This is a genomic window from Leisingera sp. ABM4_103, from assembly GCF_056158685.1.
Genome location: NZ_JBSWTU010000012.1, coordinates 22,273 through 41,014 on the forward strand (window position 1 = coordinate 22,273; position 18,742 = coordinate 41,014).

The following is an 18,742-nucleotide window of genomic DNA, read 5'->3' on the forward strand; positions in this document are numbered from 1 at the left end:
CCTATGAGAATTGCAGTTGCAGGACTGGGCTATGTCGGTCTGTCCAATGCCGTCTTGCTGGCGCAGCACAACGCGGTCACGGCGGTTGATGTCTCGGAAAGCCGGGTCAGGATGGTCAACGCCCGCCAATGCCCCATCGCGGACCCTGAGCTGGAGGAATTCCTCGCCAACCGGCAGCTGGACCTCACCGCTACCTTGGATGCAGCAGCAGCCTACCGCAATGCAGATTACGTGATCGTGGCTACACCTACGAACTATGACCCCAGATCGAACTATTTCGACACCTCCTCGGTCGAAACGGTGATCCGCCAAGTGATGGAAGTGAACCAGAACGCCGCAATCGTCATCAAATCGACGATCCCGGTGGGTTTTGTGACCACGATCCGGGAGATGCTGAAGACTGATCAGGTGCTCTTCTCTCCCGAATTCCTGCGCGAGGGGCGGGCGCTTTACGACAACTTGCATCCCAGCCGCATCATCGTCGGCGAACGCTCCGAGCGGGCCAGTGTTTTTGCGGCCCTTTTGCGGCAGGGCGCGGAAGAGGATGACATCCCGGTCCTGTTCACCGGCCCGGATGAGGCCGAGGCGGTCAAGCTGTTTGCCAATACCTACCTCGCGATGCGGGTGGCCTTCTTCAACGAACTGGACAGCTATGCGATGGCAGGCGGCATGGACACCCGCCAGATCATCGAAGGTATCAGCCTCGACCCGCGCATTGGCGGCCATTACAACAACCCCTCGTTCGGCTACGGCGGATACTGCCTGCCCAAGGACACCAAGCAGCTTTTGGCGAATTACAATCATGTACCGCAGAACCTGATCCGCGCCATCGTCGATGCCAACCGCACGCGCAAAGATTTCCTCTCTGACCAGATCCTAATGCGGGGGCCGAAAACTGTCGGCATCCACCGCCTGGTGATGAAGGCAGGCTCCGACAATTTCCGCCAGTCCTCGATTCAGGGGATCATGAAGCGGTTGAAGGCCAAGGGCATCGAGGTCATCGTCTACGAGCCGGTTCTGGAGGAGGATTATTTCTTTCATTCCCGGGTGATCCGAGATCTTGCAGCTTTCAAAGAGGAAGCGGATCTGATCGTTGCCAACCGCATGGCTGACGAGATCAGGGACGTGGCCGAAAAGGTCTTCACCCGCGATCTGTGGGGAGCGGATTGAGGCACCTGAACTTGCCTTTGCGCCCGGTCACCGAAGTAGTCGGAGCAGTTATTCAGGAGCTGAAGGACAAACTATGAACGAAACACGTCAGCAAACCGCACTTGTCACCGGCTCTTCAGGGTTCATCGGATTCCACCTCTGCCACCGCCTGCTACAGGATGGCATGCGGGTCGTCGGCATCGACAACCTGTCGGATTACTATGATGTGAAGCTCAAGCGGGCACGCCAGGAAATGCTGATGCAGCATCCTGACTTTACTGTCATCAACGGCAACATTGAGGACCGCGGGCGGCTCATGCAGCTGTTTGCCGATCATAGTCCGGACTACGTAATCCACCTCGCCGCCCAGGCCGGGGTTCGCTACTCGATCGACAACCCGCGCTCCTACCTTGAAAGCAACATCGGCGGCACCTTCGAGCTGCTGGAAGCCGCTCGCGCGCATCCGCCGCGGCACATGCTGCTGGCCTCCACCTCCTCGGCTTATGGCGCCAATACCGAGATGCCCTACCAGGAGACCCAGAAGGCAGATTATCAGATGTCCTTCTACGCGGCGACCAAGAAGGCCAATGAATCGATGGCGCATTCCTATGCCCATCTCTACAATCTGCCGACCACCATGTTCCGCTTCTTCACTGTCTACGGTCCCTGGGGGAGGCCCGACATGGCGCTGTTCAAATTCACCAAGGCGATCCTCGAAGGAAAGCCCATTGACGTCTACAACTACGGCGACATGAAACGGGACTTTACCTATGTCACCGATCTGGTCGAGGCGATCCGGCTGCTGCTGAAGGCGGTGCCCGAGCGCCCCGAGGGCGGCGTGGTGCCCGAAGGCGACAGCCTGTCGCCGATGGCGCCCTGGCGGGTGGTCAACATCGGGAACTCCGGCAGCATCCAGCTTACAGCCTTCATCGAGGCGATCGAGGCCGCCACCGGCCTGACGGCCGAGCAGAACCTGATGCCGATCCAGGCCGGCGACGTGCCTGCCACCTGGGCCGATGCCTCGCTGCTGCAGCAGCTGACCGGCTACACCCCGAAGACCGAGGTGGCCGAGGGCGTAGCTCAGTTCGTCAGTTGGTACCGCACCTACTACGGCAACCTATCCGGTCAGGGGAGCGCGGAATGACCACCCGGCTGCTTTACATACATGTGCCGAAATGCGGCGGCACAAGTTTGGGCTCTGCAGTGCGGATGGCCTATTTTCATTCTCAGGCCACCATCAGCCTGCGGCAAACAAATCAGGTCCGGAACGCGCTTTATCCCGCTGTTGGCGAAACCGAGCGGGACCTGCGTAACCAGGAAATACGTCAGATCGTGCTGGCGGGCCTTATGGCCCGCAAGGTGAAATGCGTCTCGGCGCATGTCTATTACAACGCCAGGGTGCATCAGGAAATTGATCCTGAGCGCAAGGTGGTCACCATGCTGCGCGATCCGGTAGCCCGGTTCCTGTCGCATTACGCCTATGTTAAGCGCAACCATCCGGATCCCGGGCGTGCTGAAAGTCTTGAGGCGTTTCTGGAGACCGAAGCCGCTATGCGTTATGGCTCGACCTACCTGCTCTACTTTGCCAATACCTACCAGCATGTTACCCAGGATCTGGCGGCGGACATGGAGCTGGCCCGCCAGAATCTGTCCCGCTTCAGTGTGATCGGCAATCTTGATCGGGCCGGTGCCTACCGCACGGCTTTGCGCAAGCTGACCGGCCGTCCTTTGCTCAGCTGGGAGCGCAATAAACGGCCGGGCAGAAAGCCGTCGTCTGCCAAAGAGATCCCTGCTGAACTGCGGGCGCGGATCGAACAGATCTGCGCGCCGGATATCGCCCTTTACAACTTCGCCCAAAAGCTGCCGTCCAGCGTGTAAGACAGTAAAGGAAGCCCCATGCCGCATTCCGGATCTAAACTCGCTGGCGTGCAATACATGCGTGCATTGGCATCGGGGATGGTGCTGATCGGCCATGTCATCGCCGAGGCGGAGCACTACTTCAAGACCGACCTGCCTGCCAATCTCATTCCATGGACCCGGGGCGTCGACGTCTTCTTTGTGATTTCCGGCTGTATCATCATGATCTCGGGGCAGAAATACTTCGGCCGTGCAGGCGGTATGGTGCAGTTTCTGCGCAATCGCTTCCTGCGAGTGGTGCCGCTCTACTGGTTCTTTACCACGCTGATGCTGGCGGTGCTTCTGATGATGCCGGGTGGTGCCAAGGATACGGTGCTGGACTGGGGGCAGGTGGCAGCCTCCTATCTTTTCATCCCCTATGAGCGCTATGACGGGCGGATCGCCCCGGTGCTTTCGCTCGGCTGGACGTTGAATTACGAGATCTATTTCTACGCACTGTTCGGGCTGGTGTTCCTGCTGCCGCGCAAGAGCGGTCCGCTGCTGCTGATTGCTGCCATGGCCGTTCTCACGCTGGCTGGCCGGGTGGCGGGCTTCTCTGCATCCCCCCTCAAAATCTGGACCAATCCGCTGATCCTGGAGTTTTGCTTCGGGGTGCTGCTGGGCCATTTCTATGCCCACCATTGGAAAGGTGCATCCGGGCGCAACGGACTGGCGCTCTGTCTGCTGGCGCTCGGTCTTGGGCTGATGACTGCACTCAATACATTTGAGGGGCTGCACCGGACCGTTTCCAGCGGCCTGCCCGCCGCTCTGATGACAGGCGCGATGCTCTTTCTCTGGAAGCAAGACACCACGCAGAATAGACTGTCGCGTCTCGGTATGCTGCTGGGGGATGCTTCCTACGCGCTCTACCTGTCCCACCGTTTTGTTCTGCGTGCCCTTACAATTGTTATCCTGCCGCTACTGCCCGCAGGGGTTCTGGGCGGCTGGATCTTCGTTGCAGCCGCTTCTGCGAGTGCCTTGGCAGCCTCGTTCCTTGTCTACTTCTGGATCGAGAAACCGATGCTGCGGTGGAGCACGCGCCGGTCTCTGGCAGCACCGGCCTGAGCCATGTCTGGTAGCAAGGTGAAAGGTCAGGCACTCTGGTCGGTGTTGCTGCAGTTTTCCCGCTTTGGCGGCAATGCGGTGGTTTTTCTGGCCATGGCGCGCTTCCTGACCATTGAGCAGATCGGCGCCTTCGGAATGGCCTACGCACCGATCCGCTGGACCCAAGGCATCTACAAGACCGGCATTGCCCACGCTGTTGTCGTGACCCTTCGACAGCCCTCGACAGCAGGCAACGCCGCCGCACAGCGCGCTTTTACTGCGTTGTTCTGGGTCGCTCTGATGGCCAGCGCCGGAGTGATTGCAGTGGTTGTGCTGATTGCAGCGGCGTTGGCCCAATGGCACGGCAGCAGCCAGCCGGTGCCACAGATGATGCTGGCCCTGCTGCTGGTGCCGGTCTCCTTCGGTCTGGCCAGCGTCCCCGAGGGATTGCTGCAAAAGAACCTGCAGATCAAGGTGCTGGCCCTGCGTACGCTGTTCGTGCAGCTTACGGCTGCGGCGGCAGCAGTTCTGCTTGCACTTGCGGGGGCTGGTGCCTGGGCTCTCGCAGGATTTGCCATCGTCAACGCGCTTCTGTCGAGCGCGGTGTCCATCATCAAGGCGGGCTGGCGTCCCTCCGGCGGGCCGGACCTGTCGGAAATCCGGCAGCAACTGCCGCAGGCAGGCGCCATTACCGGCCGCATGCTGGTGGCCGGCACTACTTTGCCCCTTATGCAATTCACTATTGGCCTGGTTATCGGGCTAGAGGCCTCCGGCGCGTTCCAAATCGCACAGAGGGTATATCAGATTCTCGATGCCCTCTGCTTGGCCCCTGTCCGGTTTCTGGTGCTGCCGCTGTTTGCCAAAGCGCGCGAGACAGGCTCGCTTTCCGGCGAGACGGTTTTGCGCGGACTGCGGATGACAGGCGTGATTTCTGCGCCTTTCTACCTTGGCACGCTGATCATTTCAGGCCCTGCTCTGACTTTGGTTGTCGGTACCCAGAATGCGCCGTCAAGCGTTCCGCTTCTGCAGATCCTGTGCCTGATGGGAATAAATATCTCCAGCGTTACCATCCTGACCCAAGCGGTGACTGCTGCCGGGCGTGCCGAGCTTGCATTTCAGCGCGCGCTGTGGACGCTGGGTGCAGCCGGGCTGGTGCTAGGGCCTGCGCTGCTGCTTGGCACCTGGGCGGTGGCTGCCAGCCTGGTGGCCGCAGCCTATTCCGCGCTGCTGTTTTTTTACACCCGGCTGCATCCTGTGTTCGACATCTCACCGCGGCAGATGTTTGCGGCCGTGGCGCAACCCTACCTAGCTGGTCTTTTGGCGGTTTTGCCGCTGGCTTGGCTTGTCATCCAGGCGGAGGCGGAAGGATGGCTTTTGCTGCCGGCAATCATTGGAACCTGGATGCTCTACGCCGCTCTGCTGCCGCTGATGGCGCCGACGGCCTGGCAGGAAACCGCGGGCGCCCTGCGCCGGAAGCGGCGTGATTAAACGAAAAAGAGGTTACCCGGCATGAAGCAGTTCATCCTTGGCATAGGCGGCCAGAAATGCGGCACAACATGGCTTTATGACTACATCATCGCCGACAGCCGGTTCAAGCGGGGAGCCATCAAGCCCAAGGAGCTTCATGTCTGGGACCACAAGGAAATTCCAGAGTTTTTCCCAAAGAGACGCCGGCTCAGCCAGGTGCTCAACCTGTCCCGCTACCACCTGTGGCGGATGGAGCGTTCGGATGACTACTACTTCGACTATTTCGCCCGGCTGCTGGAAACCGGCGGCACCGCGGTCGACATCACGCCGTCCTATAGCGGCCTGTCCCAATCTACCCTGGAAAAAATTCAGGAGGGGTTCGCACGACGCGGCGTGCCGGTGAAATGCGTCTTTCTAATGCGCGATCCGGTGGCCCGCTGTGTGTCGGCATTCGGCCACAATAAGGTCCGCGCCCGACCAGGGGAAGTCCGGATGGGCGTTGATGATGCTAAGGAGATCGGCGTTGCCTTCCGCGCGTTCTTTGCCTCTGAGAGCTGCCGATACCGCACGCAGTACGAGGTGACAATTGAACGCGCGCAGGCGGCATTCGGGGCAGAGGATTTTGCCTCCTTCCTCTATGAGGAAATCTTTAGCGGAGAAGCGCTGCAGCCGTTGTCGGCATTCCTCGGCCTGTCTTGCCAGACCGAGCGCTTGGGAAAGAAGTCCAATGTGGCGCGGAAGTCCTACGACATGGATACCGAAGCGTTGCAGGACTGCGCGCGTTTCTATGAAGACACCTACCGCAGCATTGCTGCATTTCACCCGGCAGCGTTACAGCTTTGGCCGGGAATGCGCGGTCTGAACCTCTAAACCGCCCGCTGCTTAGACTGCTTTTCTGCGCAGCGCCTGCCGCGCCAGATGCCCCAGTTTGCGGGGGATGCCTGCCAGCACCCACTGCGCCCAGCCCACCGCTAGGCTGGGCAGCACTTTCAGCAGCTTGTAGCCGGTGCGCCGTCCGTCCGAGTACTGCGCCATATGTGTCCGGCATAGGAAGTTGATACTGGCAATCTCGGTGCTAGTCAGTTCGCTTTGCCAGGCTGAGAGCCGCTCTGGACTCGGCGGAGCCTTGGTCAGCGCGTGCTGCCACATCTCCTTGTCCGGAGTGACGGCGCTCTTGTAATAATCCAGCATCTGCGGATCAAACGGCACTTCCAGCCCGGAGCATAGGGCCCGCAGGCTGTTTTCAGTATCCGAAATCAAATCATGATAGCGCACCGCGAGCAGGCGGCTGTCCGCCTCGAACTGCGCCTGAGCCTGCACCGCCTTGTTCCAGCGGCGCGCCACCCGAATGGTGTTCAGGAAACTGTTGAAACCGCCGTCACGCTTAATGAACTTCTTCTTTTCCGAGGCTAGCACTGCCCGTGGATCGCGGATGATATGTATCACTCGGGCCTGCGGGAACAACGCCCAAAAGGCGGGCAAATGCTCGATCGAATTGGGGTTCTTAACTCCGGTAAGGCTTGCGCCGGGCTTGTATTTGCGCCGGTAGACGTCGCAAATCAGGCGGATAGATTCGGAAAAGCCAACCGGCCCTTCCGCGGTTTCGAACCCGGCGCGGATCTCCGCCGGGCTGAGCTCCCAGAACTCGAACCGGTTTACATCCATTAGATCTGTCAAAAACTGTTCCAGATGCACCCTGATGTCCCGGGTCTGCCCATAGGTCCCGGCGAGAACCTCAAAAAAGTCACATTCATACCCCACCGCAAGCTGCGAATGGGCGTTCAGGATGGTACGCAGGAGCGTTGTGCCGGAGCGCTGACAGCCCACGACCAGAAGCGGATCTTGGCAAGTGTCCCTGGGAATATCGCCGGTCATTTTGCTCTCTCGTTACAAGTCCGGATGCTGCGGCTCCGGCAGGTGGGAACAGATTGGATCAAAGAATATGCCCCAACAGCTGGTCGGCGCTTGCAGCCCAGGAATACCGCCCGGCCTGCGCCTTGCCAGCCGCAGCCAGCGCCGATTGTTCCGCCGGGCTGCGGGCCAGGAAGCCGCGCAGGCTGCGGGCGATGTCTTCGGGTTTTTCGGGGTCGAAGTAAGCCACCGAATCGCCCAGCACTTCGGGCATGGCGGTGCTGTTGGAGGACAGAACGGCGGTGCCCAGCGTCATCGCCTCAAGCGGTGGAATGCCAAATCCTTCGTAGAGCGAGGGCCATAAGAAAGCCTTGGCGTTGCTGTAAAGGCTCCGCAGCTCAGCGTCTGAAACCCTGCCCAGCAGCCGGATCCGCGACGAGGCGGCAATATCCGCCTGCGAGACACCAGGGGTAAATCCGCCCGCCACCACCAGAGGCAGAGATACGTTCTCCAGATGCGCGAGGGCATCGATCAGCCGGGCGATGTTCTTGTTGGGACTCTGATTGCCGGCGGCAAACAGATAACCACCCTCCTCCAGCCCGTGGCGGGTCAGCGTTTCCGCGTCGCCGGTCGCCGTCAGCATGTGTTCGGCGCTGTTGTAGATGACATCAAACCGATCGGCTGACACCCCTAGGCAGCGGCCCAGCTCGCAAGCTGAAAAGCGGCTGACGGTGGCAAGCTGCCGCACCCGCCGGGCCAGCAGCGGCCGCATGGTCTTATGAAACAGCCGGTAGCTTTTGGTGAAAGCTTCGGGGAAGGTCCAGATATTGGCGTCATGGATCACCAAGATCTGATCTCGGCACAGCAGCGGGCCGGATCCGCAGAGACTGATGAGCGTGCCTTTGCGGGTGCGGCGGCCCAAAGTGATCTGCTCCCAAGCATGCCCGGTCCCGCCTGCCAGCGGCGCTGGCTTCAAAACCTTCCATTCCGGAACCGCAACCAGCTTCTCCCCGGCCGGATACCACACCGGAACTGGCCCAAGCCGGGCGGCGAGTTCAGGGTTTTGCGCCAGCTTCTGATCCAGCGCCCCCAGCAGCTCGCGGGCATAACGCTGTACGCCTGAGAGGGGCTGCGCCAGAAAGCGGCCGTTCACATGAATGCTGCGATGGCTCATCTGGCGGCCTCCGCTACAGGCGCTGCCGCACCCTTTGCCGCTATCGCCCCCTCATATAACGCGGTCGTGCGGGCACCCAACCGGTCCAGGTCCCAATCTGAGACATCGGTTCCGCGGGCGCCTTGCGCCAGCCGCTGCAGTGCCGCGCGGTCTAGAAGAAGATCGCGCATCTTGGCCGCGGTGTCCGAAATGTCCTCGGGGTCGGAGACCAGGCCGTTGACACCGTCCTTCACGATTTCCCCGATCCCTGGCAGATCGGCAACAATTACCGGGCGGCCGGCCGCTATGTACTGTACAACCACCCGTGGCAGCCCCTCGCGTTTCGAGGTCAGGATACAGAGGTCGGCCAAAGCGACCAGCGCTTGGGGATCGCTGCGGAAACCGCAGAAAACCACATGTTCTTGTATCCCCAGCTCCGCAGCCGTGGCGCGCACCGCGGCCTCATGCGGGCCCTTCCCGGCAAGGAGCAGTCTGGTTTCCGGGATTTCCGAGCGCACCTCGGCAAAAGCGCGCAGGAATTCTTGGTGCCGCTTTCGCGGCTCGAAGGCGGCCAGCATCAGCACCACCGGCGGACGGCTCTGCGCATCCGGTGCGGTGCCGAGCAGCTTTGACCAGTCCTGCGGCAGGTCCGGACATCTGAACGGTGACAGGTCCATGCCCGAGTAGACGGCTTCGACACTGTTACAGATCCCTGCCTCCACGTAGGCCTGGCCCACGCTTCGCGAGACGGCAATGAACAGATCTGTGCGCCGCGCGGCCATCTTCTCGCTGGCAATATAGATTGCGCGCTTGAAAAGACCCACTCCGTCGAACGGTATGATGTGGATGCCATGCACAACCAGCGCGTTGGGGGTGGCTGAGGCGGCCAGCCGACCGATAATGCCGGCTTTGCTCTGGTGGGTGTGGATCACATCCGGCTGCAGGCGGCGCAGCAGCGCCTTCATCTGCCGCACGGCGCGCAAATCCCGCAGAGGCCGGATCGGATGCAGCAACTCCGGCATTTCGGTAAACTCGATACGGTTGCCGTATTTTTTTTGCCAATAAGGGTCAGGGCCAGGGCCGTGAACAATTGTGACTTGGTGCCCATTGCGGATCTGCCAGAGACAGGTTGAAATTGTATTTTCCTCAGAGCCCGCGCGGAGCAGGCGGGTTAAGATATGAACAATATGCATGACATCCCTGACGAGCTGAGAGTGAAATTAAGTTTTGCACTGGCCATGTTTCGGCCGCTGCGCAAATCCCATGAGTTTGGAACCCAGTGTGGCGGCCGGTACAATGAGACAGCCAGGCATTACCGGGACCTTGAAGATGCAAACGGGCGCGGGGGCTACCGCGTTGCCTTTCGCTTTGTCTGATGAGCGACGACCCAAGTGAAGATAAGTATTGCGGTAAAATTAGCATGGGCGAAATAGTTCGTATGAGTGGATAGGACAATAGCAGCGGCGAAATGACTGTAAGCGGCCGTCCAGAACAAGCTTTCCATCCCTCTGTGGTATACATAGCGGCTGAGCGCCCCCAGAGCGGCAACATAGATGGCTGCGCCTATCGCTCCAAAATCCACATAGGGCATTGTGAAAATCGACCAAGTGCCGCCGCCTCGCACCATGTTGATCTGCCGCAGCTTTTCGGCCATCAGGGTTTGAAAAAATCCCTCAGTCTGCGTGAAGAATAACAGGAAGCGGAAAGAAAAGAATCCGTAGGCATGCTCGGAACCCGGTCCTTGGTTCAGCGGCAAGAAGGAGTTCATCAGGTCGTTGGTGAAGTAGAAAACCAGTTTCTGCAGGCCGATGGTGATGGCGCTTGCGTTGATAGTGGCGTTGGAAAGCGACTCGCGCAGCGTCCAAGTTGCGAGGAATAGGCCAATCCCAACCGGTAAATACTGCAGGCCGACCAGCCGCCGATGCACCATGCAGGTCGAGATATAGGCTCCTATGATCAGCAGAACCAGCAGCAGGCGCTGCGACATCACGATCGGCAGGACCATCAGCAACACCAAGTCCAGCAGCAAGGTGAACAGGCAGAGCCTTCTGGCCTTTCCCGACATTCCACCGTTTTTGGAATTGGCGGCCATCAGCGCCGCAGCCAAGGTTCCGGTGCAGGGCAAGGCGCCGTAAAGCAGCCGCATCCCTGAGAACAACTTGTTGCCCAGAAGCTGCTCGCGGGCCTCCAGAACATCGAGCTGCACCATGAGGATGAGCGCCTTGAAGCCCCCCATCTGCCGCGCTGTCAGCAGAACCCAAAGCAGAACGATGGCGACGATTGCCAAGTTAATGGTGAAGGTGACCCGGGCCGCATGGTCCAGGTCTGTACGCAGATCCAAGGCCTTGGGGTGTCGCGGCAGGGAGTGTGCGGCCAGCATGCTCCCCATGACGAAAACCATCATCATGAGCAGGAGCCAGAGCAAGCCAAGCGGAGTGATCGCGTCGGCGACATCTCCGGAAAGCGCATTTTGACGGCGGATGAAGTATAGTGCCAGCTCCATGCTGTCGGGAAAGGCCACCGGTAGCATCCCAACCATGAAGGTAACCGCCCAGATCAAGGCTACCAAAGGCGCGGGCGAGATGAGGCGGAGCGTGAAATGGGCCATGTGCTAAACCTTGCTCCTACTTTTGCGTTACCACTGCACAGCCCCCCGTACAGCGTCAGGCGGGCTTTGGCGTCGAGACGATGCGCTCATACAGAACAGACCAGTCCTGCACGGCCGGATCGGAGGGGCCGCGCCGCATCCCGCCAAGCTGGTCCAGAGCAGCGGCCATACTGCCGCGGGACCCTGGGGCATAGCCTACCAAGCGCGGCACCTCCGGATCGCAGATGCGGTGCGGGCCAATCATAGGCAAGCCGAAATAGCGGTACATCAGCATTCGGTTTGACTGCTCTGTTTGGTATTCGGCTCCGGGCTTGTCCAGATAGGGCGCCAGGCCGGCATCAGCGTGCTTCACATAGGCTGCAGCGGTGCTGAACGGAACCTCCCCGTGCAGGATCAGGTTGGGCGGAGCATCCGGCAGCGCAGTCTTCAGCCTCCCCAGCACATGGAAGGTCCAATCCGGGCGCAGCGCCGCCATTATGTTTATGCTGCTCGCATCAAATTGCGTGGTCCCGGCGCAGACCGCTTGGTACCTGCCTGGCTGGTCAGCTGCAAACGGGTTGGGCAGATCACTGTCCAGAAAGCTTTTGGCGACCCCCATAGGATCAATGCGCAAGCTGTCCAGATGCGCAAAGCGCCGGGCCAGAAACCGGCTGGCGACGCTGATGCGGTCAAACAGAGGCGCATGCGCCATCTCCGCGCGGGCCAGAAACCGCGGCGCATCATGCACATGGATATCGTCACTCACCCGGTACACGAAAGCTGCGCCAGGCGCTGCGCGCCGCACCTGCGGTGCCAGCATCACCGGCGGACCGCTTTCCAGAACCACGAGGTCCGCCCCGTTCAGATAGCGAGGCAGCTTGCCGGACCAGTACCACGGGAAACTTTGATGCAGCGGGCGCAGCAGCGCGTCCAAAAGCGGCTTGCGGACGCTGAAGGGATGCAGTGGCGAGAAGGCAAAAAAGGAAGTGAGACTGTCGTCATGCCTCGTTTCCCCGGGAACCGGGGTGCCGCCCTCCAACTGCTCAAAACGGCGGTCGCCGCGCAGCTTGGACACCCAGCTGTAGCCAACCGTGATTATGCTGACATGCCAGCCGTTGGTCCGCAGGCTGTCGCTCAACCACAGGATGTTTCCCTGCCGCTTCTGAACCGGAAAATGGCCTGTCAAGATGACTGCGCGCGGTTTTCTCATGCAGCCGTCTCCGGTGTCGAATGGAAGAAGAAATCTCTGCCGACCATCATAGAAACCGTCCTTAACTCAAAATTCCCCAAAAGCCCCAGGCGTCTTAAGCGGCACCTCGGTCGGCCTCATAGCCGGTCCTTAATCGGCCACCGCATTAATCGATCCGCTGATCAGCGATGGCGTGATCTGATCGATCGTGCGGCCCCAGCGGGTGACCGGGTTTTCCGCCACGAAAACGATATCATTCGGGCGCAGCTCGAAGCGGGCAGCCATCGCCAGATGCGCGGCGTTGCGGATATCCAGGTGCCAGGCGGTCACCGCGCCGAACTCGCGGACATCGTCCGAGGCGCGCAGCACGTAGACTTCCGAGGCGTCGCCAGTTTCCTTGGCGATGCCGCCGCCGGTGTCAAACAGAGCGTCTGCCAGCGTGGCCTTGCGCGCAAAGGGCAGCGTGTAGCGGCCCTGGGTGCGGACCTCGCCGCTGAGGTAGACATAGTCCCGGTCCACCGCGTCCAACTCCAGCGCCTGGGCAAAATTCTCGCGGCGCTCATTGAGGTCGGCACGGCGCAGGGTGAGCGCCGCGGTCAGCTCCTCGACGGCCGCCTTGCGGCCCGCCAGCGTGGTTTGCTGCAGCTGGATCTGCTGGGCAAAGTAGCGCTCGGCGCGGCTGAGATCGTAATCGGTGTCCACAAACACCGAGTCATCTGCCAGGAGGTTGAGGCGCTGCAGCTTGGAACGGGAATAGAGATCCTCGAGCGGGATCTGGTACATGGTGCCGTCGCGGTAGATCCGGACCGAGCTGGTGTCGATATCGGCCACCGAAACCGATCCCGCCGCCGCCAGCGCCTCGCCCAGGGTGAGCGGCGTCAGGGTGATGGGCAGCACGCCCGGCTGACCCACGGCGCCGCCGACCGAAACCCGCCGGGAATTGAATTCGGAGACTTCTAGGCTGAAGGTCGGGTCGATCTGGCTTTCCACCAGGCGCTGGAACAGCAGCGCTTCGGCCTCGTCGACGGTGAGGCCGGCAATCCGCACCCGGCCTACGTCCGGGATGTTGATCGAGCCGTCATCCTGCACCGTATAGCCGTTGCGGCTGTTCTGCGCCGCTAGCAGGCCGGACAGCTCCGCCACCGTGCCTTGGGTCGAGGGAGTGGACAGCACCACCACATCGCCGGTGCCGATAGTATAGGGGCCCGGGTCCACCTGCGGCGGCGGGTCCAGCAGCAGCCCTTGGCGGCTGCCGTCCTGGGTGGAGGGCGCGTCGGGCAGCCGGCCCATGCCGCGCGGGCTGGCGCCGGCGCCGCTGCCGGCAGAAATCCGGAACACGGCGGGCAAGGTCTGAGGCTGATAGGCGGTGCGGTTGGCGACCATCAGCGTTTCCGGCGTCACCGCCACCACCCGGACCTTTCCGGCGTCTGACACGCCGGGCTTCACGGCCGGGCTGCGGTAGATGGTGGAACAGCCGACGGCCAGTCCGGCCAGGGCCAGGGCGCTGAGAGCAATGGAAATGCGGCGCACGATGCGTCCTCCAATCAACTTAAACTCAATTCTCATCCGGCACCGCCTTCATGAAGAGGTTGCCCAGGAAGCGGCCGGTCCACTGCGAGGACTGCACCAGCCCAGGTTCTCCCTGCCGCACCCAATAGGTATTTGTGAAGCTGTCCGCCACCCCGTGGCAGCGCTCCTCCAGCTTTTGCGCGGCAACCGGCAGGCCGCGCACGAAAATGCTCTCCGGCCCCAGGCGCGTCACCGCGCATTTGTAGGCGTGCAGCTCGATCTGGTCGTTGCCGTTCAGGAAGCTGTGGAACCGCTCCGCGGTGCCCTCTTGCCCGGCCAGTACCAGATCCGCGCTTTGCTGCACATCCGAGGCCGCCAGGCCGGAGCCGAAGCCCTTGGCGGAGGTGAGGAAACCCTGCTTGAGCGTAATGGTGGCGCCGTCGGCGGTAAGCCAGGTCTGCACGCCTGCGCGTTCGGTCTCCAGCAGCATGACACCGCTCAGATCGCGAGTCGGGAAGGCCACCTCCAGCCGCGGCGGGATCGGTCGGACAGAGGCCAGCGCATTGGCGCGCGGGTGGAACCGGGGCGCGTCGGGCTGCAGCGCGCCGCGCAACAGATCAAGATCGTCTTTTGCTTCGCCGCAGGAGAGGAGCAGCAGGCAAAGAAAGCCGGGCCAAAGCCGTTTCATCGCAGGAACCTCCCCCAGCCGCGCATCAGCTGCTGGGCGCGCGCCTCGCGGGTGACGCCATAAAGCCGGTTGCGCACATTGAGCCGCGCGCCGCCGTCGCGCAGCACCGGGCGGATCACCTGCGCCAGCCGGTCGCGCGACGGGCGGCCGGTCAGCCAGGAAACCGGGATTTCCAGCCGGATCCCCTTGTCGAAGCTGCCCTCGCCGAAGTCGCCAAAGCCGACATCGGTGAGCGTGAAGAAGGCGCCGACCTTGAAGCCATTGGCAAATTCCCGGTCGAGCGTGACGGTGGCGCCGTAGTCGCCGGCCAAGTAACGGCCCGCGTCCACCTGGGCGTGGTAGTCGCCAGGCAGATCGTAATAGGCCGAGACATGGCCGGTGGCGACGGAATAGTCCTGGAAGCCGAACAGCACGTCAAAGTCGCGCTGCTTGACGTAATTCGCCTCTACCCCCAGAGCCAGGCGGCTGCCGGCCGGGAACCAGAGCAGCTCGGCCGAGAACCCGCCATACATGGTCTCCAGATAGCCCGCCGTGGTGCGGGCATAAAGATCCGCCCCCGGTCGCCAGATGTATTCGGCGGTCAGATGCTCGATGCGCAGATCGGATTGCTGCGCATAAAGCCCCCAGTCCGAGCGCACCCTCTGGATCACTGAGTTCGACTGGCGCTGGCTGTCATCGAGGTTGCCGGCGGCCGGCTGGCGCAGCCCGGCCGACAGGGTCAGCCCCGGGGCAGCCGTGTAATCGAGCCCCAGCTGGGCGCCGATCTCATAGCGCAGCGGCGCGTCGGGGTCAAAGAAGGAGGCCTGCATATAGGGGCCGAACCGGTAACTGAAATGCGGATAGGCATCGCTTGTGAAGCCGCCCTTGATCAGGGAGATGCTGTCGGAGACCTCGGCGCGGGCAAAGCTGCGCCAGGCGCCGTCCGGGTCATGCTCCAGCTCGTAGAGATCGGCCCGGCTGATGCGCACGGAACTGAGCGGCACGCCGTTCGACATCAGCACAATATCAAAGCTTTGCACCTGGGCTGGCTGGGTATTGGCCAGCACCCGGGCGGTGCGCCCGACGGCCTGTGCCGCCTGGCCGTAAGCGCCGTTTTCGACCCCGATGCGCAGGCTTTCCCGGGTGTCGTCAAGATAGACCAGCCGCAGCCCTTCCTGCTCCAGCCTTTGCGCAAGCACTTGCTGGCGGCGGTTTGGCGCGGCGGGATCATCCCGCAGGTTCCAGCTGGCCAGAGCCACCCGGTCAACGGGCAGCAGGGGCGGCGGCGAGGCCCCCTGCCCGCCTGGCGCCACGCTTTGGCGCGGATCGATGTAGTAGCTGTAGCCGAGCCCCAGGGTGGTGCCGTACATGTAGGCGGCGGTCAGCTGAGATCCGTTCCGGAAGCGGTACTGGGCGCCGAAGTTGACCGGCGATCTGGCCTCGAAACCGACGCGGTCGCGTTCCTGGGTATAGAGATCCGGGGAGTATTCCGCGATCAGGGTCAAGCGGTCGCTGTAGGTCCAGCTGGCGCCGCCGAAGAGCGCGGCCTCGCCCCGGAACCAATTGCCAAAATCCAGCTGGCCGGTTTCCGCAATGCCGCCGGCATTGGCGGCGGCCCGTGTCTTGAACCGGTTGGACAAAAGCCCCAGAGGGTTCGAAAAACTGCCCCGCCCGGCTATCCGGCCCCAGCCAATACCGCCGGACAGCTTCAGCCCGTCCCGGATGGTCTTGGTGGCCACAAGATACTCTGACGCGTAGATCCCGGTGCCGCCGAAGTCACGCAAGCCAAGGGCCAGGGCCGGCGTTCTTGCGCCTTCCTCGCGCAGCAGGAAATGGAGGTCGAAACTGCGGTCGTAGCGGTTCAGGGCACCGCCGCGGTCGAAATCCTCAATCACCGCGTAGCGGAAACTGCCATGCACCCAAGGCAGCATCTGAAAGGTCAAGGTGGCCCGCAGGGTCTGATCCAGCATGCCGCCGGTAAAGGCCAGGGTGCCATCGGGATACATTTCGGCCGTCGGCGTTTCGATAAGCCCCGGCGTGCCATAATTCGAGGTGCTTTGCGCCTGGGCCAGTGCCGGAGGGGCAACCATCAGTGCTGCCAAAAGCAATTGCCGTCCCTGGAGTATCAGTTTCTTCATAACGTCTAAAAATGACTGTGGCCTGGCCTTCCCATATCCGTTTTTCCGCGGACTGTCCCGCAGGCAGGCGGAAAGGCTCGAAATGTCTCTCTCCTGTGGCGAATCTGCCTGTCTCATTTCGTTTTTGAGCCGACAGTGCAACCCTTGCCGGAGCAAAAGGGCCGCCTGCAATGCGGTTGCCGTTTACGGCAGCCGCATTGCAGGCGGAACGCGGCAGAAAAATGCTGTTTTTTGGGACACTGATACAGCTTTGCAGCGGCGCAGCATTCTCAGAGCAGATCGGGCATGTTAGCTTGGCGCCGAATAGGTTTAGGAGATTGACGATGATCCGGATTACCCTTTTGGCTCTGGCCCTGTCCGCAACCGGCGTTGCCGCCCAGACCGTCAGCCCGGCAAACGGGCAGGATGACTGCGAAGACGCCCAGAACAATAATAATGACGAGTGCATCGGCGCGCTGGCGGATGCTGCCGCCGCAGCGGAAGCGGAAGGCGTCACCGGCTTTGTGCCGCTGGTGGCTCCAGCGCTTGGGGCTGCTGCAGCCGCGGCCGGGCTTGCCGCCGCGGCAGGCGGAGGCTCGACCCCGTCAACCACAAGCACCGTCAGCACGAACTGATGCGGCCGCGGCCTTCCCAATGCAAAAGAGACCGGCGCGCCCATATTGGCGCGCCGGTCTCTTTTTGAAGCTGCCTGCCCCGGCCCGGGGCGTCAGTTGGCGTAGTATTTCGACCCGTAATCGCCGTAGCTGTAGCCGTACTGCTTCATCCGGCGGGTGTTGATCTGGCCCAGGATCAGCCCGGTCAGGCGCTGGTTGTCGGTGTGGAACAGGCGCAGGGTTTCCGTCACATCCTGCTCTGCGGTGTCATCCCATTTCACCGCCAGCAGCACCGCATCCGCGTTGCGGGCGATCAGCCGGGCATCGGAGACGACAAGCACAGGCGGCGTGTCGATCAGGATCACGTCATAGTGCTGCCGCATCCTGTTCAAGAACTCCCGGAATTGCTCCGAGGCAAAGAGATCGGCGGCATTGGCCGAGGTCTTTTCCCCCGCTAGGATGTCGCAGCCCAGAAGCGGGTCCTGGAAGACGGCTTCCTCGGCCGGGATATCGCCTGCCAGCACCGAGACAATGCCCTGCGGCGGCACATCTTTTAGCTGGGCGGTCAAGGTCCGGCGCCGGATGTCGCCCTCTACCAGCAGCACCTTCTTGCCAATGCCGGTGAAGTTCTGGGCCAGCGCCAGCGCGTTGGTAGTCTTGCCCTCCCCCGGCAGCGAAGAGGTCATGACCACGACCTGCGGTGTATGGTCGACATTGGACAGCATCAGCGAGGTGCGCAGGTTGCGCACCGCCTCTGCCGTGGCCGACGAGGGTTTCTCGGCCAGGTATTCCAGCACCTTGCGGCGGCCGCTGGCCGGAAACACCGGAATCTGCCCCAGCACGCTGTAGCCAGTCTTGCGCTCAAGCTCTTGGGCCGAGCGGTAGCCCCGGCGCCGGGTTTCTTGCAGCAGAACAATGCCGACACCAAGTATCAGTCCGAAGATGCCGCTCATGGCGAGGATCAGCGATTTCTTCGGGGCCGAGGGGGTGGTTGGGATAACAGCCCGTGACAGAAGGCGACTATCTGCCTTCTGGATCCCCTCTTGGGCAGAGGTCTCCTTTAGGCGAGTGAGGAAATACTCGTATAGCAGCCGGACTGCTTCGGCTTCCCGGGTAAGCTGCTGCAAAGTGATCAGATCCTGGCTCTGTTGAGCAATCTGCTTGGCCAGTTCCGCTTCCGACTGCACCAATGTCTTTGCCTGCTGGGTGGCGCGCCGGGCGTCGAGTGCCGCGCGAGAAAGCAGGCGCTGAAAGGCAGTGTCAAAGGCGGCGGCGCCGGCAACGGTGCCGGCCTGCGCCAGCAGGCGCTGCAGCTGCCGGTCCTGGCTGGCTTCCGCCTGGTCCTTGCGGGTTTCTGCCGTGCTCAGCTCCTCATAACGCGCCTGCGCCGCTTCCTCTGCGGTTTTGGCCTGGGCGATACGCTCACGGAGGTCCTTCAACTGCACCTCCTGCGCCTGAAGGGCCTCCGGCGAGATCAGGGTGGTGGAGGCGTTGAACTC

General features: G+C 61.8%; 16 protein-coding genes. 7 read left to right on the forward strand and 9 right to left on the reverse strand.

Annotated elements, in window-relative coordinates; all coding sequences use genetic code 11:
- Window positions 1-3 precede the first annotated feature (3 nt).
- From ACXAED_RS25870 to ACXAED_RS25895, 6 genes are all read left to right on the forward strand, one after another.
- Window positions 4-1,170 carry a nucleotide sugar dehydrogenase gene (locus ACXAED_RS25870; RefSeq protein WP_475054753.1) on the forward strand — a complete coding sequence of 389 codons (1,167 nt, stop codon included), beginning with the start codon at window positions 4-6 and terminating at the stop codon, window positions 1,168-1,170.
- A gap of 73 nt (window positions 1,171-1,243) precedes the next feature.
- Window positions 1,244-2,293, forward strand: coding sequence for an SDR family NAD(P)-dependent oxidoreductase (locus tag ACXAED_RS25875; RefSeq protein WP_475054756.1), 1,050 nt, complete (start codon window positions 1,244-1,246; stop codon window positions 2,291-2,293).
- A complete protein-coding gene (locus ACXAED_RS25880; protein ID WP_475054758.1) occupies window positions 2,290-3,027 on the forward strand; it encodes a sulfotransferase family 2 domain-containing protein in 738 nt (245 codons plus the stop codon). The genes ACXAED_RS25875 and ACXAED_RS25880 overlap by 4 nt, the downstream gene beginning before the upstream one ends.
- A gap of 18 nt (window positions 3,028-3,045) precedes the next feature.
- Window positions 3,046-4,110 carry an acyltransferase family protein gene (locus ACXAED_RS25885; RefSeq protein WP_475054760.1) on the forward strand — a complete coding sequence of 355 codons (1,065 nt, stop codon included), beginning with the start codon at window positions 3,046-3,048 and terminating at the stop codon, window positions 4,108-4,110.
- Between the two features lie 3 nt (window positions 4,111-4,113).
- Window positions 4,114-5,577 carry an oligosaccharide flippase family protein gene (locus tag ACXAED_RS25890; protein ID WP_475054761.1) on the forward strand — a complete coding sequence of 488 codons (1,464 nt, stop codon included), beginning with the start codon at window positions 4,114-4,116 and terminating at the stop codon, window positions 5,575-5,577.
- 21 nt (window positions 5,578-5,598) lie between these two features.
- Entirely contained in the window at window positions 5,599-6,426 is an 828-nt protein-coding gene (locus ACXAED_RS25895; protein WP_475054762.1) for a hypothetical protein, read from the forward strand.
- 12 nt (window positions 6,427-6,438) lie between these two features.
- On the opposite strand, the gene ACXAED_RS25900 is transcribed toward ACXAED_RS25895, so the two are convergent.
- The 8 genes from ACXAED_RS25900 to ACXAED_RS25935 form a co-directional block, all read right to left on the reverse strand.
- The gene (locus ACXAED_RS25900; protein ID WP_475054765.1) at window positions 6,439-7,431 is read right to left on the reverse strand and encodes a sulfotransferase family protein; all 993 of its coding nucleotides are present in this window, start codon (window positions 7,429-7,431) and stop codon (window positions 6,439-6,441) included.
- A gap of 58 nt (window positions 7,432-7,489) precedes the next feature.
- Window positions 7,490-8,581 carry a glycosyltransferase family 4 protein gene (locus ACXAED_RS25905; RefSeq protein ID WP_475054767.1) on the reverse strand — a complete coding sequence of 364 codons (1,092 nt, stop codon included), beginning with the start codon at window positions 8,579-8,581 and terminating at the stop codon, window positions 7,490-7,492.
- Window positions 8,578-9,753 carry a glycosyltransferase gene (locus ACXAED_RS25910; RefSeq protein WP_475054769.1) on the reverse strand — a complete coding sequence of 392 codons (1,176 nt, stop codon included), beginning with the start codon at window positions 9,751-9,753 and terminating at the stop codon, window positions 8,578-8,580. The genes ACXAED_RS25905 and ACXAED_RS25910 overlap by 4 nt, the downstream gene beginning before the upstream one ends.
- Window positions 9,754-9,908: 155 nt before the next feature.
- On the reverse strand, window positions 9,909-11,168 hold the full coding sequence (locus ACXAED_RS25915) for an oligosaccharide repeat unit polymerase (RefSeq protein ID WP_475054772.1): 1,260 nt from the start codon (window positions 11,166-11,168) through the stop codon (window positions 9,909-9,911).
- 55 nt (window positions 11,169-11,223) lie between these two features.
- A complete protein-coding gene (locus ACXAED_RS25920) occupies window positions 11,224-12,357 on the reverse strand; it encodes a GumK N-terminal domain-containing glycosyltransferase (protein ID WP_475054775.1) in 1,134 nt (377 codons plus the stop codon).
- Window positions 12,358-12,486: 129 nt separating this feature from the next.
- The gene (locus ACXAED_RS25925; RefSeq protein WP_475054778.1) at window positions 12,487-13,866 is read right to left on the reverse strand and encodes a polysaccharide biosynthesis/export family protein; all 1,380 of its coding nucleotides are present in this window, start codon (window positions 13,864-13,866) and stop codon (window positions 12,487-12,489) included.
- A gap of 25 nt (window positions 13,867-13,891) precedes the next feature.
- A complete protein-coding gene (locus ACXAED_RS25930; protein ID WP_475054780.1) occupies window positions 13,892-14,533 on the reverse strand; it encodes a YjbF family lipoprotein in 642 nt (213 codons plus the stop codon).
- Window positions 14,530-16,602 (reverse strand): YjbH domain-containing protein, encoded by a 2,073-nt coding sequence (locus ACXAED_RS25935; protein ID WP_475054783.1) that lies wholly within the window; start codon window positions 16,600-16,602, stop codon window positions 14,530-14,532. Before ACXAED_RS25935 ends, ACXAED_RS25930 begins: the two co-directional genes overlap by 4 nt.
- A 371-nt stretch (window positions 16,603-16,973) precedes the next feature.
- On the opposite strand from ACXAED_RS25935, the gene ACXAED_RS25940 reads away from it, so the two are divergent.
- Window positions 16,974-17,264 (forward strand): hypothetical protein, encoded by a 291-nt coding sequence (locus ACXAED_RS25940; protein ID WP_475054786.1) that lies wholly within the window; start codon window positions 16,974-16,976, stop codon window positions 17,262-17,264.
- Between the two features lie 92 nt (window positions 17,265-17,356).
- Here ACXAED_RS25940 and ACXAED_RS25945 read toward each other — a convergent pair.
- On the reverse strand, window positions 17,357-18,742 hold a 1,386-nt coding region (locus tag ACXAED_RS25945), incomplete at its 5' end, for a polysaccharide biosynthesis tyrosine autokinase (RefSeq protein WP_475054788.1).

Coding starts and splice junctions, on each gene's coding strand:
- ACXAED_RS25870 (WP_475054753.1), top strand. CDS start 4: ATGAGAATTGCAGTTGCAGGACTGGGCTATGTCGGTCTGTCCAATGCC.
- ACXAED_RS25875 (WP_475054756.1), top strand. CDS start 1,244: ATGAACGAAACACGTCAGCAAACCGCACTTGTCACCGGCTCTTCAGGG.
- ACXAED_RS25880 (WP_475054758.1), top strand. CDS start 2,290: ATGACCACCCGGCTGCTTTACATACATGTGCCGAAATGCGGCGGCACA.
- ACXAED_RS25885 (WP_475054760.1), top strand. CDS start 3,046: ATGCCGCATTCCGGATCTAAACTCGCTGGCGTGCAATACATGCGTGCA.
- ACXAED_RS25890 (WP_475054761.1), top strand. CDS start 4,114: ATGTCTGGTAGCAAGGTGAAAGGTCAGGCACTCTGGTCGGTGTTGCTG.
- ACXAED_RS25895 (WP_475054762.1), top strand. CDS start 5,599: ATGAAGCAGTTCATCCTTGGCATAGGCGGCCAGAAATGCGGCACAACA.
- ACXAED_RS25900 (WP_475054765.1), bottom strand. CDS start 7,431: ATGACCGGCGATATTCCCAGGGACACTTGCCAAGATCCGCTTCTGGTC.
- ACXAED_RS25905 (WP_475054767.1), bottom strand. CDS start 8,581: ATGAGCCATCGCAGCATTCATGTGAACGGCCGCTTTCTGGCGCAGCCC.
- ACXAED_RS25910 (WP_475054769.1), bottom strand. CDS start 9,753: ATGCATATTGTTCATATCTTAACCCGCCTGCTCCGCGCGGGCTCTGAG.
- ACXAED_RS25915 (WP_475054772.1), bottom strand. CDS start 11,168: ATGGCCCATTTCACGCTCCGCCTCATCTCGCCCGCGCCTTTGGTAGCC.
- ACXAED_RS25920 (WP_475054775.1), bottom strand. CDS start 12,357: ATGAGAAAACCGCGCGCAGTCATCTTGACAGGCCATTTTCCGGTTCAG.
- ACXAED_RS25930 (WP_475054780.1), bottom strand. CDS start 14,533: ATGAAACGGCTTTGGCCCGGCTTTCTTTGCCTGCTGCTCCTCTCCTGC.
- ACXAED_RS25935 (WP_475054783.1), bottom strand. CDS start 16,602: ATGGTTGCCCCTCCGGCACTGGCCCAGGCGCAAAGCACCTCGAATTAT.
- ACXAED_RS25940 (WP_475054786.1), top strand. CDS start 16,974: ATGATCCGGATTACCCTTTTGGCTCTGGCCCTGTCCGCAACCGGCGTT.